At 52.4% G+C, this 15,860-nt stretch carries 11 protein-coding genes; 3 read left to right on the forward strand and 8 right to left on the reverse strand.

All coding sequences use genetic code 11. From position 1 onward, the window contains the following. Positions 1-61: 61 nt before the first annotated feature. A complete protein-coding gene (hcp, locus tag H5P27_RS01520; protein ID WP_185658616.1) occupies positions 62-1,693 on the reverse strand; it encodes a hydroxylamine reductase in 1,632 nt (543 codons plus the stop codon). 170 nt (positions 1,694-1,863) lie between these two features. Here hcp and H5P27_RS01525 point away from each other — a divergent pair, with 170 nt between their 5' ends. Further along, the gene (locus H5P27_RS01525; protein ID WP_185658706.1) at positions 1,864-2,541 is read left to right on the forward strand and encodes a Crp/Fnr family transcriptional regulator; all 678 of its coding nucleotides are present in this window, start codon (positions 1,864-1,866) and stop codon (positions 2,539-2,541) included. A gap of 109 nt (positions 2,542-2,650) precedes the next feature. Here H5P27_RS01525 and H5P27_RS01530 read toward each other — a convergent pair whose 3' ends face one another. Beyond that, entirely contained in the window at positions 2,651-6,259 is a 3,609-nt protein-coding gene (locus tag H5P27_RS01530; protein WP_185658617.1) for a TonB-dependent receptor, read from the reverse strand. 410 nt (positions 6,260-6,669) lie between these two features. Continuing rightward, positions 6,670-6,981 (reverse strand): DUF6172 family protein, encoded by a 312-nt coding sequence (locus tag H5P27_RS01535; RefSeq protein WP_185658618.1) that lies wholly within the window; start codon positions 6,979-6,981, stop codon positions 6,670-6,672. Between the two features lie 169 nt (positions 6,982-7,150). Between H5P27_RS01535 and H5P27_RS01540 the strand changes: the two genes are divergently transcribed. After that, on the forward strand, positions 7,151-8,656 hold the full coding sequence (locus H5P27_RS01540) for a hypothetical protein (RefSeq protein ID WP_185658619.1): 1,506 nt from the start codon (positions 7,151-7,153) through the stop codon (positions 8,654-8,656). Between the two features lie 70 nt (positions 8,657-8,726). Then, positions 8,727-9,575, forward strand: a complete 849-nt coding sequence (locus tag H5P27_RS01545; protein ID WP_185658620.1) for an alpha/beta hydrolase — start codon at positions 8,727-8,729, stop codon at positions 9,573-9,575. Between the two features lie 3 nt (positions 9,576-9,578). On the opposite strand, the gene H5P27_RS01550 is transcribed toward H5P27_RS01545, so the two are convergent. The 5 genes from H5P27_RS01550 to H5P27_RS01570 form a co-directional block, all read right to left on the reverse strand. Continuing rightward, on the reverse strand, positions 9,579-10,373 hold the full coding sequence (locus H5P27_RS01550; protein ID WP_185658621.1) for a class I SAM-dependent methyltransferase: 795 nt from the start codon (positions 10,371-10,373) through the stop codon (positions 9,579-9,581). A gap of 26 nt (positions 10,374-10,399) precedes the next feature. Next, positions 10,400-11,566 (reverse strand): THUMP domain-containing class I SAM-dependent RNA methyltransferase, encoded by a 1,167-nt coding sequence (locus H5P27_RS01555; protein ID WP_185658622.1) that lies wholly within the window; start codon positions 11,564-11,566, stop codon positions 10,400-10,402. Between the two features lie 33 nt (positions 11,567-11,599). Further along, positions 11,600-12,001, reverse strand: a complete 402-nt coding sequence (locus H5P27_RS01560) for a hypothetical protein (RefSeq protein ID WP_185658623.1) — start codon at positions 11,999-12,001, stop codon at positions 11,600-11,602. A gap of 176 nt (positions 12,002-12,177) precedes the next feature. Further along, positions 12,178-14,292 (reverse strand): elongation factor G, encoded by a 2,115-nt coding sequence (gene fusA, locus H5P27_RS01565; RefSeq protein WP_185658624.1) that lies wholly within the window; start codon positions 14,290-14,292, stop codon positions 12,178-12,180. Between the two features lie 201 nt (positions 14,293-14,493). Continuing rightward, on the reverse strand, positions 14,494-15,579 hold the full coding sequence (locus tag H5P27_RS01570; protein ID WP_185658625.1) for a hypothetical protein: 1,086 nt from the start codon (positions 15,577-15,579) through the stop codon (positions 14,494-14,496). Between the last annotated feature and the right edge of the window lie 281 nt (positions 15,580-15,860).

Below are 15,860 nucleotides of genomic sequence, written 5' to 3' on the forward strand. Positions count from 1 at the left end.
GAAACCCCGCCGGCTTGTGGCCGACGAGGTTCTGTGGATGGAAGATAAATGAACGTTTCGCCTACGAGGCGAGAAGGGCTTCGAGGTCCTTTTCCGGCGTGGTGATGGGCTGAATATTAAAGTTCTCCACGAGGAAATCCAATACCTTAGGAGTGATGAAGGCCGGCAAGGTCGGGCCGAGCCGGATGTCCTTGATTCCAAGATACAAGAGGGTGAGTAGGATGGAAACCGCCTTTTGCTCGTACCAGGAAAGCACCATGGATAGCGGGAGTTCATTGACTCCGCAGTCGAATGCTTTGGACAGGGCAACCGCGATCTGAATGGCGGAGTAGGCGTCGTTGCACTGGCCGATGTCGAGCAAACGAGGGATGCCTCCGATGTCACCCAGTTCTTGGTTGAAGAAACGGAATTTTCCGCAGGCGAGGGTCAGTACGACGCTGTCCTTTGGTGTCTTGGCCACGAATTCAGAATAGTAGTCGCGGCCCCCATTTGAACCGTCGCAACCACCCACGAGGAAGAAGTGTTTGATATCGCCAGCCTTCACCGCCTCGATGACGTTGTCCGCGACGCCCATAACGGCGTTGCGGGCGAAGCCAACCATGACGGAGCCATTTTCCGAATCTTCCTGATAGCCCTCCATTTCCAAGGCTTTGGCCACGACCTCGGAGAAGTCGTTTTCTTCGACGTGTTTGATACCCGGCCAGCCGACTAGTCCCGTCGTGAAAACCCTATCCGCGTAATGGGGTCCAGGTTTTTGGATACAATTGGTGGTAAATAGAATCGGGCCCGGAAAATCTCCGAACTCGAGGCGTTGGTTGTGCCAAGCGGTTCCGAAGTGGCCGATGAAGTGATCGTATTTCTTGAGCTCCGGGTAACCGTGGCAAGGGAGCATTTCGCCGTGCGTATAGACGTCGATGCCTTTGCCTTCTGTTTGTTTCAGTAGCAGTTCGAGATGGGTCAAATCGTGTCCGGTTATGAGGATACACTTGTTCTTGCGGTGGCCCAAGGGGACAGAAGTCGGGACAGGGTGACCGAATCGACCGGTGTTGCCCTCGTCCAGAATCTCCATGGCTCTCAGGTTGATCTCGCCCGCTTTCATAGCGGCGGCCACGCAATCCTCTAGACTCAGCCCTTCCGCGCCGAGCGCTACAAGCCCATCGTAGATGAAGGAGCAGACATCTGTATCCACTTTTCCGAACTTCGCGGCGTGATCTCCGTAGGCGGCTATTCCTTTGATTCCGTACAACAGGATTTGCTTCAACGAACGAATGTCTGGATCGGAATCGAGCGTTTCGACGAGCTTCAGCTGTTTTCCTTGCTCGACGAGCAATTCGCAGTCTGAAGCCGGTGCAAAATTGATAGACGGATGGTTCTGTGGAATTTCTACGCCAGCTTCGGTCAAGCGTTGAGCGAAGGCTGCACGTCGTTCGACGGTTTGGTGGATGAGTTTGGCTAAGCGTTGCGGGTCGAAGTCGACATTGGTCAAAGTCGTGAAAATGCCTCCCATGACGAAAGTATCCAAATCTTGGTCTATGATGTCTGCCCCACGAGCTGCTACCGCGAGGTGAGCGATGCCCTGTAGGGCATGGATGAGAGCGTCTTGAAGGCCGGCGACCTCCTCGTTTTTCCCGCAAACACCTATGGTGCAGCACGCCTCGCCGCGGGCGGTTTGTTCGCATTGATTACAAAACATGATTCTTGGTTCTCCGGTTTGGATTAAGGAGGGAGTGCCTGAATCATAGGGGAAAGTGGCGGTGATTTCCTTGAGCCAGATCAAGAAAACGGAAATAGGACCTATTTTTCGTCTATTGGAGTAAAGCTCTCGTTGCGCTCGCCTCTTGAATGCGTAGCACTTGCTTCGCAATGGACTTGGCTAAAATCGAAACCGCACTCTCGCGCACAACCCTCTTCCAAGGCCTGGCCCAAGAGGATCTTTCGAACCTCGCCGAGATTTGTTTCGAGCGAGTTTATGAAAAGAGCGCTGTCATCATGAGTGAAGGGCAGGCGGCCTCTGGATTTTTCATCGTCGCGGAAGGAGAGGTCAAAGTCTACAAGAGTAACTCGGAGGGGAAGGAGAAGATTCTGCATCTCTGCGGTCCGGGCGAGTCTTTCGCCGAGGTAGTTGTCTTCTACGGCAAGCCTTATCCCGCCTCGGCGAGTGCGATCAAGCGTACCCGTTTGTTGGCCATACCGCGTGATCGTTTCGTCGCCTTGTTGGAGAAGGATACTTCACTCTCGCTGAACATGCTGGCGAATCTTTCTATGAAGCTGAGGCGGTTTTCTTCGCAGATCGAGGATCTGGCCCTCAGGGAAGTGCCAGCCCGTATTGCTTCGCATATCGTGTTTTTATCGGACTCGCAGGGTGGAAAAAGCCGTGTCACTTTGAGGACTTCCAAAGCCCAGTTGGCCAATCTTCTCGGAACCACGCCAGAGTCTCTCTCGCGGACGCTGGCGAATATGGTTTCCCGTGGGCTAATCGCTCTGGAAGGTCGATCTGTGGAGTTGCTTGATCTGGACGGTTTAAGAGATCTGGCGTCCTAGGCACTGCTTTCACCGAACTTTTCTAGCAGAGCCGAGGTTGGGGTGTTCCCAGAAGAAAAGGCGCCTCCCATGGGAGACGCCTTCCTTTGCATCGTTTTTTAAACTCAGACTACATATCAAACGATAGTGAGAGAATAAACTTTCTTGGATCTACGATGCGGTAGCCGTAGGGGCTTCCATTGAAGTCGACGGCCACAGTTTGAAGGTGTCCGCTTTCGAAGGCGTTGACCACGTTGAGCTGGATCTTCATGTCGATCGACTCGTTGCGGATCTTGCGTGAATACGCAGCCCAGAAGTCGACATAGCTCTCGGCTGGAGTGTAGATAGGACGATCGATATCTGGGATATCGAGCACGCCTTCCGTAACGCCGCTAGATTGGCCGTAGTAGCCGATCGCCTTTTTCCCGATCCAACGGTAGCTGCCGCCGACGGATACGCCCTTGAGCTTATCGTCGGTGAACTTGTAGTTGGTGATCAGGTTCCACTTGTACCTTGGCTGGTTGGCCACGACGGTTCCGGCTAGAGCTCGGTCCGAGAGTACTGCCGGATTCACTACGAGGTTGTAGTAGTTGGTGACATTGGTCCAACCATTGACAGCGTCGTCAGCACGCACGGTCGAGTTGTAGCCGTAGCTGGTGAGGAAGTTGCTCAAGTCAACTGCGGTACCGCCGTCGGTGGTGTAGGTGGCAAAGCCTTGGTAGGCTGAGTCCAAGTAGTCGCTCGCTTGGGCGCTTGCCATGATTGGGTTACGCTCGTTGTACCAGGCGGTGAACTCTGGGGCGATATTGTCGTTGATGGTTTCCTCTTTGGTTGCGGTCGCTTTGATGGTCCAGTTAGGCATCGGATTGTAGTTGATCTGCAATTCGTAACCCTCTGCGGCGACTGATGAGGTTTGGCCAAGGGTACCGCCTAGCTCATTGTAGTAGTCGTAGTTTTGGCCCCAAATCGCTGCTGCTGCATTCTGAACCGCAGTCTCGTCTGCATCACTCAGGATGTCGTCGGAGAAGGCGGCGCTATCGGTTGGGTCAAGCCCCATGTTGATCTTGGCGATGGTGCGAGCCCAACTGCGGAATTGTCCCACATCGATCAAGTCGCGGTAGCGAGCCAAAGCGAGCTGGGCTCGTACGGCAGCATTTTCGTTGGAAGCCTCGAACTTGCTCAAACGGGCGAAGAGCTTGTTTTCGAACATGGAGAACTGGATACCGTAGTCCTTGCCTTCTCCGCTTGGAATAGGGAGCTGAGTCCCAAATCCGTCCACGTAGGAAACATCAGGTGGGTTGAATGTATCCGAAGTGTTGTAGGTGAATGCCAAGCTGTTGAGGAACTCGGAGAACTGGTTGGCGCGGCTGTCGATGGACTTCCATCCGCTGAAGGGGCGGAAGACAATACCGAGCGTGCTGGTGTCCTTTTCCCATGTTTGCCAGTCCGCGTAGTTGTTCCAGAGGGTCTCTTTGTTGATGTATCCATCTGTCCATTTATCTTCATTGGTCAGTCCCGATAGGCTAGTTGACCGGGTATCATCCTTGTCGTTACGAATACCGTAAGTCGCGATGATGCGGTCGTTCCACAAGCGGCTGGTGCCACCGATGTTCCAAGAGGTGATTTCATTCTGGAATGCGGAGGTTCCGACTTGGTGGTTGTGGAAGGCCATGCTGTAGGAGACGTCCGTCCATTCGGAATCCTCCCAATTGTATACCATCTGATTCGCGGTAAACGGCGTAGTCATCGTACCACTACCTGTGTTAACCATGGCTTCGGTGCCAGGTGTGGATAGATAGAAGGTACGACGGATTCTGGAGCGTTCGTAGTTATAGCCGGCTACGGATTGATCAGGCATGTAGTTGATCATTCCCAGATCGACTTCGTTACTGTCGGTAAGGAAGAGGCGAAGTCTTTCGGTCTTGAGCGTTTGCTCTTCTTTGGAGGCGAGGGCGATGAACTGGTGACTGCCCAGCCACTTGGTCCAGCCGTCGTTTCCAGTGAAGTCCGGAGTGTAGGCCAGCATGGCGCGATACTGATCGTTTTCGACGTCCTGACTGAATTGGTCAGGGTCGACATCTTGCATGTACACGCCTAGGTAGTACGGATTGTCGGAACCGTCTGGCAGATACATATTAGTATCCACGTAGAGGGCAGGAGCATTGAGCTGGGAAACCGTGTAGCTCGCCACGTTTTCAAACTCTTGATGGAACCAACCGGCCGAAAAGTAGAGTTCGTCGGTGAACTGCTGTTCGAACTCCAGGTTATAGGTCGTAGCCTCTTCCGATCCGAAGTTCATCTGAAGTGTATTTACTTCGGTCCAATCGTAGATAGACTGGTCGGTGACCCCTGGATAGTAGGCACGTACTAGATTTGTATCCAATTGCGAATACAGGTTCGAAGAGGTACCGTTTTGATCGTAGGCAGCTGCGTTCGCCGCATTCGCATAGATATCAGCACTTGTTGGTCCCGCACTTTCGCCGAAAGCGCTGCGGTACTTGGCTGGCACTTGGAAGAACCAATTCTGGATCTGTCCATCCGCGACTTGCATAGTCGGACGACCTGTTACTACGCGTAGAGCAGGGACGTAGAGCGGGGAATTCGGATTGGTCATGGCTCCGTATCCATAAATGTTGACCCCGTTGTAGTTGAGCATGTTCTCATCGGCCCACAGGCTGGCATCGTAGTCGCTTAGCGACATGACGTAGGCTTGGGTGTCGGTGATGGATGGGGATCCTGCTTCACGCGTGTAGGGTCCGACGACTTCGCCCGAGTCCAAGTAGGTGACGGTGCGAGTTTGCGAATCGTAAACAGGACGTCCCGCATCTTGCCATTCCGTGACATAGTCGATTGGCGTGATGGTATTAGGACGGTTGTTTTCGTTTTCGTAACTCTCGAAGTTGACTTTCAGTGTGGTCTTTTCGAACGGCTTGTAGGTGATGGCTGCGTAGAATCGGTCGCTTTCGTCGTAGGATGGCTTGCGAACGAATTCCGTACGGTCGGCTAGAAGCGCTCCCGCTATGGCCAGTTTACCCTCAATCAAAGACTTATTGAAAGTAAGGCTGGCTCGCTGGGAACCGTTGTCGTCGAAGCGGAATTTCACGCCGAGCGAATCATCGTCCAAATTCGCTTGCAGGCGGGTTTGGTTTACCACGCCTGCTGGGCTGCCTACTCCGAAAAGCATTGAGTTTGGACCGCGGCTGATTTCCACGGACTGAACGTTGTAGGAATCCAGTGGGATCTGCTTTACCGCACGATAGAAGTTGACCGAGGAGTCAGGACTACCAAGACCGCGCACTGTGTTAGAGGAAGCGTTGGTAGTTGTGGCTCCTGTGAAACCGGCGGCGAAGCCCGCATTGGTATCCGCTAAACCATCACCGCGAGACGAGGTAGTGCCCGGCGTGTAGGTTGATGAGCCTTCAGTGCCTGCCTCGTAACGGAATAGGTCGTTAACGTCGAGCGAGGCGGTATCTTCGATTTGCTCCTTTGTTACGACTGTGATCGATGCAGCTATGTCGGCGATATTTGTCCGCATGCGAGAACCCGCCAAGGTGTTTTGCTGGCGATATCCGATATCGTCTTCATCGGCGGATACTTCAAAAGGAGACAGTTCGAAGATTTCTTCGTCGCTGTCATCCTGAGCCATGGCGTAGGAGCACAGGGCTTGAGCCGTTGCGAGGGCCAAGATCGGGCCCGTGCGGAACGGTTTGGGTAGGTGTATTTTTTGGGTTAGTTTCATGGAGTATCTTTTTGTTTGTCTTCCGAGTAGGAAAATTTGGGTACGCAGCAGCGATTGCGGTCGACCGTTTAGTCGTTCGTCGGGGGTATGTGCGTAGTATTCCGTCTTCTAGCTTTTAGGTAGCGAGAGCGGTGGGTAGGGTAGTTAGAGTAGTTTGTTTGGGGGGGCGGGTGTTTCGTACAACTTGTATGCAAGCGACTACTTCGGCAAGGCGATCTAGTCGATTTTCCGACGTTCGGATAAACAAAGCGGATATCTCGTCCGTTTTGTATTAGCGCCTAGCGCGTGCCTCTCTGGTCCTAGGGACGAAAAAATGATGACCCGAGTGTATTCGCCCTAATGATACGTAGGGAAATGGTGCGGGGCTAGTTCTTTGTTGAACGGAAAGAGTCCGATGCTAGACGAGGCGTCTAGTTTGCGGAGTCTTTTTGGGGTGCTGTTCCTTGTTTGGAACGGATTCTAGGCTTGGCGAGAATTTGGAGATAAAACGACTCTCGGTTCTGTGCCGCCGCTTGGTCGATATACTTGATCAACTCAGCTACATGTATGGCTTTGGCAGTCTCTTGTTCGGATCCGTACTGGCATTCGAAATCCCAGTAGTCGGTGCCTTCGGGCAGTTTTTTCTTACGCTCCCGTTTCAGGTATTTCCGAACCTCGTTTTTGACGGAATCGATCCAACGTTCGTACTGAAGTTTCGCTGTGCGTTTGAATGTCTTTTTCATTGTCCGAGAAGAGGAGCCGTTGATGAGGATAAATTCAGCGAAAGCGAGATGAATAGACGATCGTTTTGCAACGTCTCAAAAAGCGTTACCGTACGATTTTGACGGTAAGTATTAATACGATTTGTATCCTGAGGATAATATCGTTTTCTAAAGTCCAGCTACCCTGAGTATGAAAAAGAATCCCCTGCTTTTCGTCTCCGTATTTATTGTCGGAGGTTTATTGGGCTCTTGGGCCACTGTTTCCTTTGTTGCTCTGTCTTTGGAGTCAAAGGAGGAGGTCACAGAGCCGAGCCCAGATCGTCCTTTGGCGGATCGATCTCTTGCGGAAGGAATGGTTGATCCTATTACCCAAGGTGCGGATGGATCTGCCCAGCCGGGGTCCCTGGTCCTTAGCTTTTCTCAAAGAGTAGAAGCGGCGACTGCCTTCGATTCGCACCGGAGGAGGCAATACGAGCTTGAAAAGTTATTCGAGGAAATGACTCCAGAGCAGGCCGAGGGAGTTCTAGCTGAAATCCTAGAGGTGAAGGAGCCTAGATTGCGTGGCAGTTTGATGCGGCCTTTTTTTGTGAAGTGGGGAGAGATAGACGGAGAGGTCGCCTATGCCAGAGCGATCGAGATGGCTGGCCGAGACCGAGGTGACGCTCTATCTGCCGTATTGGCTGGATGGGCACATACCGATGTCCATGCGGCTTGGGCGGTTGCATTACCTATTTTGGAGGAATCATCGAATTGGTATTCGAGACATGCGCGTGGCGCGGTCGCCGAAATGGCGAAACAGGACCCGAATGTTCTGCTGGAGTTGATGGCTTCGGATAGTTCGAATCGGAAATACGCTTCATTTGGGAATTCTTTGATAACCGAAGCTTTCGAAAACGGGAGCCAGACGGAGCTACTGTCTAAATTCGCGATGATCGAAAGCGATGTAGACCGGAACCGGCTCGTTAGCCAGTTGTTTCAACGTTGGGGAATTTTAGATACAGACTCACCTCTGGAAGCTATGGCGGCTATTGATGACCCCGAAGAAGCCAAAAGCGCTTTTGAGGGCTTCCTGAAAGGTTGGGTTGAAGCAGACAAAGATGGCGCCTTGAGCTACGCTTTTGACAACCTAGATGACCCGGCGGTGAAATCTGTATTTGCCTCCATGGTACAGTCAACGTTCCGAAATAGCGGTGAGAGTGAGATTTTCGCTTTGGTTGAGCGCTTGGAAAGCTCGGGACTTATGGGTGAATACGCAACGCAGATCGGTCGTCAAGTGGCGTTTATGCAACCAGAGGTCGGACTGCGGATAGCGGATTCGATAGAAAGTTCAAAAGAGCGTGAGCAACTGATACGGAGATCATTCAACGGACTCTTGAATCAGAATTTTGATAAGGCCGTGGATTATTTGGAGCAGGTTCAGTCACCCGAGGAGAAGAGCAAATTGGTTGCCAGTATGGGGTGGTCACTCGCAAGAAGGAGTGACGGTGGAGCGCAGCTTGTTTCAATTGTAGACGACCTGCCAAGTGGCAAAGTTCGTGGGCGTTTGATCGAGAAACTTTTACTGGGCACAAGCCGCCCGCAAATGGAGCTCACTGATGATTATAAGGAGGGCTTGGCGATGTTGGCGGAAGCCGAAGGCGATTTATCTGATAGGGCTAAGGAGGCCTTAAAATCCCTCACAGCCCCAAGACCTTGAAGGTTTGTTGTATCGATCAATACATGACGTGGAAAGATGCCCGTGGTATGCTTACTGCTTGATCTGCTCCATGTTCAAAACCTCTAAGCGTCGTTTTCTTATCTTTCAAATTGCGATACTCCTTGGCTTCGGATCCAGTTTCTTGAGGGCTGATGTTCCGACAAGCGAGCTGCCGATATTGGTCGGGACGGAGATTCAGAGAATCGAATCGGAAGACATTGGTGACGAATTTTACTTTTATGTTCGAGTGCCTCCTGAAGCAGCGATTGATCCGGGCAGGAGCTTTCCCGTTATTTACGCTCTCGATGGTGACCATTCCTATCCTTTGATGTCTTCGGTGGCGACGCAGCTAGGCTGGTCAGGTTCCGTGCCACCAGTGATTATTGTAGGCATCGGGTGGGGAACACTGGATCTTAATGGAGGCAATAACCGGTCGCGAGACCTCAGCCCGCAACCTTATTCTGGAGCGGCGGACAGTGGAGGTGGTCCTGCTTTTTTGAAGTTCCTCGAGACGGAGGCTTTCCCTCTGATCGAGGAAGAGTATCCTGTCGATACGGATAAGCGTTATCTTTATGGTCACTCGCTGGGAGGCCTTTTTTCTCTCTACGCCTATTGCGAAAAGCCGGAGCTTTTCACCGGAATCGTGTCGGGAAGTCCCTACCTGCTAGGGCAGCTAGATTTTCTAAGCACTGCTGCAGCTTCCTTTGAAGGAAAGAGAGACTGCAAGCTGGTCGTGATTAGCGGAGACGAGGAAGGGAAAGCTGAGTTTCTCGATGATCTGGAGCCACTTGAAAAATTGCTCGAGACAACTTGGGCGACCGAGGGGAGTTATGAGATCACGGTTCTGCCCGGCTTCGACCATTTTACCATGGTCGCTCCATCAATAAGTATGGGCCTAAAATCTGTGTTTGCTGAATAGATTTTAGATAACCTGTGGCACTTCTAGTTTAATTGCGAGTGTCGCCATATTGATGCGGAAGTACTTATTGAGCGGTGAAGCTTCATCGCTCCAGTCATCTTCGTAAAGGTCAGCGATTACAAATCCGGCGGCAGTTTGGCCGCCGATTTGGTCTTGAAGGCTGTGTCCAAACTCGTACGCGATTTTATCCCTCTGGATTTTCTCTAGTTTCTCAGGCGGAAGGTCGCTTTTGTCCGAGTAAGGTATTGAATATTTTACTACAGGCTCACCTGCGTTCTCAAGTTCGTCGTGATCGAAAAGGAAAAATGCAGGATTCATAAATCCAGAGAGAAGCCGTCCATTTGGTTTTAAAACTCGAAAACACTCTTTCCACACGGGCAGTACGGATTCGACGAATACATTGGAAACAGGATGGAAGATTAGATCGAAAGAGCTGTCGGGAAATGCCGAAAGGTCAGCCATATCTCCCTGTTTGGCAGTTATTTCGAGTCCATCTCGTTTCGCAACGAGCAGGTCTTTTGCGAGTTGTTCGTCTGAGTTGTCGAAACTGGTAACCTTCGCTCCAGCCGCGGAGAGGATAGGAGCTTGCTGTCCGCCGCCGGAAGCAAGACACAACAGTGCTTTGCCTGGCAGGTCGCCAAACCATGCTTTAGGGACGGCTTTGTTTGGAGTAAGGATTACTTTCCAGTCCCCCTTTCGGGCGGATTCAATTTCTTCGGAAGAAACAGGCGTGCACCATTCGCTGCCCCGAATCGATTGCTGATTCCAAGCTTCTCGGTTGTAGCTAACGGTGTTCATTTGTATTCGGTGGCCTGCTACTTCGTTTATTGATTCGTGTATTTGGGATTACGGGTGCCGCCGTAAAGTTCGTATTCCAGTAGACGACATTCGATAGGACCGTTGTAGAACTCGATTTTACGCTTGGTTTTGAGTCCGACCCTTTTTCCTAAAGTCTTGTTTCCGGTGAAAATGTATCCCCAGTATCCTTGGCAGCTTTGTTTAAACAAGTCGCCGATCGCTTTGTATATCGTTTCAAGCTGTCTCTGTTCGCCGAGTCGTTCGCCGTATTCAGGATTCAATACGATGACTCCAGGCTCATCCGGAATGGGTGATTCTCGGAAATCGCAAACTCGGAAGTCGATGAGATGGGCGACGCCCGCTTTTTTTGCGTTGGTTTCAGCGGCCCGAATGGCCTGACGATCGATATCGGAGGCGATGATTTGAAAGGGGAGTGAGTCAGGGATGCGTTTGCGGAGCTCCTTGCGAATCTCTTCGTAACGCTTGGCGTCGTAGGGCTTGAAATGTTGAAATGCAAACTCGTGGCGCTGTTGCTGGCCCGGAACGCCAGAAGCGATTAGGGCTGCCTCGATTGCCAGTGTGCCTGATCCGCACATGGGATTTACAAAGGTAGATTTTCTGTCCCAGCGAGTCGCATTGATGACGGAGGCTGCCAGATTTTCGCGCATGGGAGCAGCTCCCGGCATGGAACGGTAGTTCCGGTTGGAAATTGGTATGCCGGAAGTGTCCAAGTAGATGCAGACCTCTTCCTCGTGCCAGTAGAGGAAGACGACTCCGCGATCGCGTTCGTTGCCGGAGTTGGGGCGATCGCCGGTGACCTCTCGCATTCGATCCACGATTGCGTCCTTGAGGCGGAGGTTAGGGAAGTTCGTATTTACCACGGTATCGTTTCGCACGGATGAGACGATGGAGATGTAGGCATCCTCCTCTGGAATCCATTCTTCCCAAGGCATTCGTACGGCTTGATGGTAGAGATCTTCTCCATCGCGAGCCATAAAATTGTCTACTTCCCAAAGCACGCGGAGGCCGGTACGAAGTGTCAGGTTGAGCCGAATACAGTCTTCGTAGGTTCCGGTTGTGAATACGCCGTTGGAAACGAGCGAGGTAGGTTCGTAGCCGAGGCTTTTGAGTTCTTCTGCAAGGATTTCGGAACAGGCTTTAGGGCAGGTGACGAGAATGGTACGTTTGTACATTGGAAAGGTGAAATAGGTTGGGAGGCGTAGGCGCTAATTTGCAGACAGGGCTTTATAGCGGGAATCTGCCTTTTTAAACATGTATCCGCCCCAGATTACGGGACCGAGGGCGATAAGTGTGGCATCCCGCATGAAAACCAAAGCGGCAAGGGTTAGGGTAATTCCAACCCCCAGCCAGATGAGCCCCTCGCTTCGCTTGGACTTCGCTTTGGCGAGGTCAGCATTCAGCTTCATTTCTTCGATACGGGCTTGGGATTCCGCTCGGCGGGTTTCGTCGTCCTTGGTTTCCGAGACCTCGCCATCGGACCAAACTTTCTCGTGCAGAGGAAAGGCGTCCTTGCCTGCTTGGATAGCCTCATCTTCTGAGTTTGCTGAAATGGTTTTGCTTCGGACGCTCCCGAGCTTGGTGCGGATTTGAATGCTGTAGATAGGCATCTCTGGAAAAGGACCTAGCCTCTTATTTTCATCCAAGGGTTGCGAGACGCTTTTTCGATATCGGCCTTGGGAGGAGGTGAGGGAGCCTCGCTTGTTCTCCGTTTGAGTGACGAAAAAACGCCCGATTCTCTCGAATCGGGCGTTGAAACTGTTGTGTAGTACGCTGCTTTCGCGGACTACTTCTTCTTGGCTTCTTCGCGTTCCGCGGCGGCCTTGATCACTTCGTCGGAGACGTTGCGTGGGCAAGCTGCGTAGTGCGAGAACTCCATGGAGAACTGGCCGCGACCGGAGGTCATGGTACGGAGGGATCCGATGTATCCGAACATTTCGGATAGAGGAGCGTCCGCCTTGATTTGTACGCCAGTGGTGGTGGATTCCTGTTCCTTGATCATGCCGCGACGACGGTTGAGGTCGCCGATGACGTCACCGATGTTCTCTTCCTGAACGAAGACGTCTACCTTCATGATAGGCTCGAGGATCTGTGGGCTCGCCTTTGGCATGGACTGACGGTACGCGGCCTTGGCTGCGATTTCGAAAGCGACTGCGGAGGAGTCGACAGGGTGGTAGCCACCATCTGTGAGGGCAACCTTGACGTCGACCACTGGGTAACCAGCGAGGACACCTCTTTCGACCGATTGCTTGAAGCCCTTTTCGACTGCTGGCCAGAATTCCTTAGGAACGTTACCACCTACGACCTGAGACTCGAACTGGAAGCCGGAACCTGCTTCACCTGGTTCGATGGTGTACTCGATCTTACCGTACTGACCGGAACCACCAGACTGCTTCTTGTGAGTGTAGCTGTCGGAGATCGGAGCTTGGATAGATTCGCGGTATGCAACCTGTGGCTTACCAACAAGAACTTCCGCTCCGTAGGTGCGCTTGAGGATGTCTACCTTGATATCGAGGTGAAGCTCGCCCATTCCCTTGAGGATGGTTTCGCCAGAGTCCTCGTCGGTTTCGACGCGGAAAGAAGGGTCTTCTGCAACCATCTTGCCCAAGGCGACGCCCAGCTTTTCAGCGTTGGCCTTGTCCTTAGGAGTGATGGCGATCGAGATAACGGGGTCCGGGAACACCATTGGTTCGAGGGTCGCAGGATCGTTTTCGTCTGCGAGAGTGTGTCCGGTCTGAACGGTCTTCATACCGAGGAAGGCAACGATGTCACCCGCTTGGCAGGAATCGACTTCGTTGCGGTCGTCAGCGTGCATTTCGATGATACGACCGATACGCTCAGTCTTGCCGGTGAAAGTGTTGAGCAGCGTGGAGCCCTTGGCGATCGTTCCGGAGTAGATTCGGAAGAAGGTGAGTGCCCCGTACTTGTCGTCCATGATCTTGAACGCGAGGGCGCGGACCGGACGCTTAGGATCGACCAAGCAGAACTGGCCGGTTTCGTTACCTTCGGCGTCAACCTCTGGCTGCGGCTTTACTTCTGTCGGGCTTGGTAGGTAGTCAACAACTGCGTCGAGCACGTTTTGCACGCCCTTGTTCTTGAAGGAAGAACCGCAGTAGGTTGGGAAGAAATCAAGGTTGATAGTGCCCTTGCGGATGCACTTCTTGACGTCCTCGATCGAAGGTTCGTTCCCTTCGAGGTAGGCTTCCATGAGATCGTCGTCTTGCTCGACTGCTGTTTCGATGAGCTTTTCGCGCCACTCTTCCACAGCGTCAGCCATGTCGGCAGGAACTTCTTGCTTGCTGTAGTTAAGAGGATCGCCGGTTTCGTCCCAAACCCAAGCGGTGCGGGTGAGAAGATCAACGACACCCTTTAGCTCGGATTCCTTGCCGATTGGCAGAACCATGACGAGTGGACGGGCGCCGAGACGGGTCTCGATCTGCTTGACGACGCGGAAGAAGTCAGCGCCGATACGGTCGAGCTTGTTTACGTAGATGATACGGGAAACTTCCGATTCGTTAGCGTAGCGCCAGTTGGTTTCGGATTGTGGCTCAACGCCTCCGGATCCACAGAATACGCCGATACCGCCGTCGAGTACCTTGAGGGAACGATATACTTCGATGGTGAAGTCAACGTGACCTGGGGTATCGATAATGTTGAAGCGATGAGAATCGTACTGTTGCTCGCTGCCTGGCCAGAAACAGGTGGTCGCCGCGGATTGGATGGTGATACCGCGTTCAGCTTCCTGCTCCATGAAGTCCATGGTTGATTCACCTTCGTGAACTTCGCCAAGCTTGTGGATCTTGCCTGTAAGCTTGAGGATACGCTCAGTTGTAGTGGTCTTACCCGCGTCTACGTGGGCGAAGATACCGATGTTTCTATACTTGGATAGGTCTGTAGCCATGGTCTTGTTTCTTAAAATTTGGCGGCGGAAGCGCTCGTGGAAAGATAGGCGCGTATCGAATCTTCGCTCGGAGGCAATGTTTTATTAATGCCTTTTGCTAAAGTTTGGCTTTTCTGGGCCAAAAGGCGGCGTCTCTTCGGGGGCTCTTTCTCGCATTGGGGTGAATCCCAATTTCCGTTTAGGGAAGTTTCTAGGCGGGCCTTAATTGCGGCCGGGCAGGCTTTTTGTCCTCGAAAGTTCCGAGGGGTCGCGTAGAGCGACCGGGTCAACGGAGGAATTCATCCGCATGTAGTGGATGATGGTGTCCACCCACTCATTTACGGTGTTCTGATGGTAAGCAACTTCCGGAGAAATCTCGAGAATCCCGCTATCTGGATTGCCGCCAAAAACTGTCAACGCTCGGCCCGGCCCCATTATCTCTGCGGTTTCGTAGAATGCCCTAACTTGTTCGAGCTTGGGAATGAGTGTCTTCTCATTCAAGTGATAGGCTCTCGATTGTGGATTGCGGATCAACATGATGGGGCTGGAGATACGCTCGAGCACCTTTTCGTACACGAATTCTCTGGTGGGGTCGGTGCGGTTCCAGATTTCCCGAGAGTCCAGCGTTTTGCATTTTTCCAACACGGATTCATAGCTTCTGCTGCTGAAAAGCAGGTAGCTGGGCTCTTCCAAAATTAACCCGGAGAATCGGTATTTGGAGCTGAGGTAAAGCGATAGGTTCGCGTACTCCCTAGTCGAAAAGAGAAATACGTTATCCGGTGTGACCGGCTTTAGGTCTCGGACGCGATTGAAAATCCCAATCCAGTCGTTCGTGCGAGCCGAACGAAGCGTCTCCAAATCGTCGGCCACCACGTATGCCACCGCGAATCCGCTGCCCAGCATATGGCTTCCGAATGGGGACCGAAAGAGGTAGGCGATGTGACGATAATCACGATTTTGGGATTTGGTCGCCCCATGCAGATTCAGATTCGATGAATTTGCCAAGCGGTTTGCCTCCACGTCCATGACGACTACCGCTGGCACCTCCTTGGCTCCGTTAGGCACTCCGTATACGAGTCGGATTTTGCCTCCGGAATCGAGTCGCAGGTTTTTGATTCGCACGGTAATATCGTCCCTCATGAGCCGACGCTGGAAAGGACGCCGAGTCTTCTCGGGTACTGCTTCCGTTTGAGACGCGATCAGGGGAATAGTTTCCTGGTCCTGCTCTTGGGCTTCGGCTAGACCGGCTGGCAGCCAAAGAATAAGAGTGCCGACTATACGAACGATGCTTCTATGAATGGAGGGCATAGAAAGAAATTGTGGGGACACCTTTTACAACGATTGCCGAGTTTCTTTGAATTTGCGAATCTTGTTTGAAATTTGGTTCTGAGGATCTCGCTAGCTGCTCGCTGGCGTTATGCTTCTCAAGAAAGTAAGAATCTTCGGAAATAGGGATGGGGCTCGGAACGTTACTCCTTGGTGCGAGGTCTGCTGGCGTAAATCGCTAGCCTGCAGCGGTTCCTAGTGCCGAAGCTGGGGATTTGATGGTTGCATTAGGCAAGTCCGGTGGAATCCTCCGTGCTACCACG

The organism is Pelagicoccus albus (assembly GCF_014230145.1).
Taxonomy (GTDB): domain Bacteria; phylum Verrucomicrobiota; class Verrucomicrobiia; order Opitutales; family Opitutaceae; genus Pelagicoccus; species Pelagicoccus albus.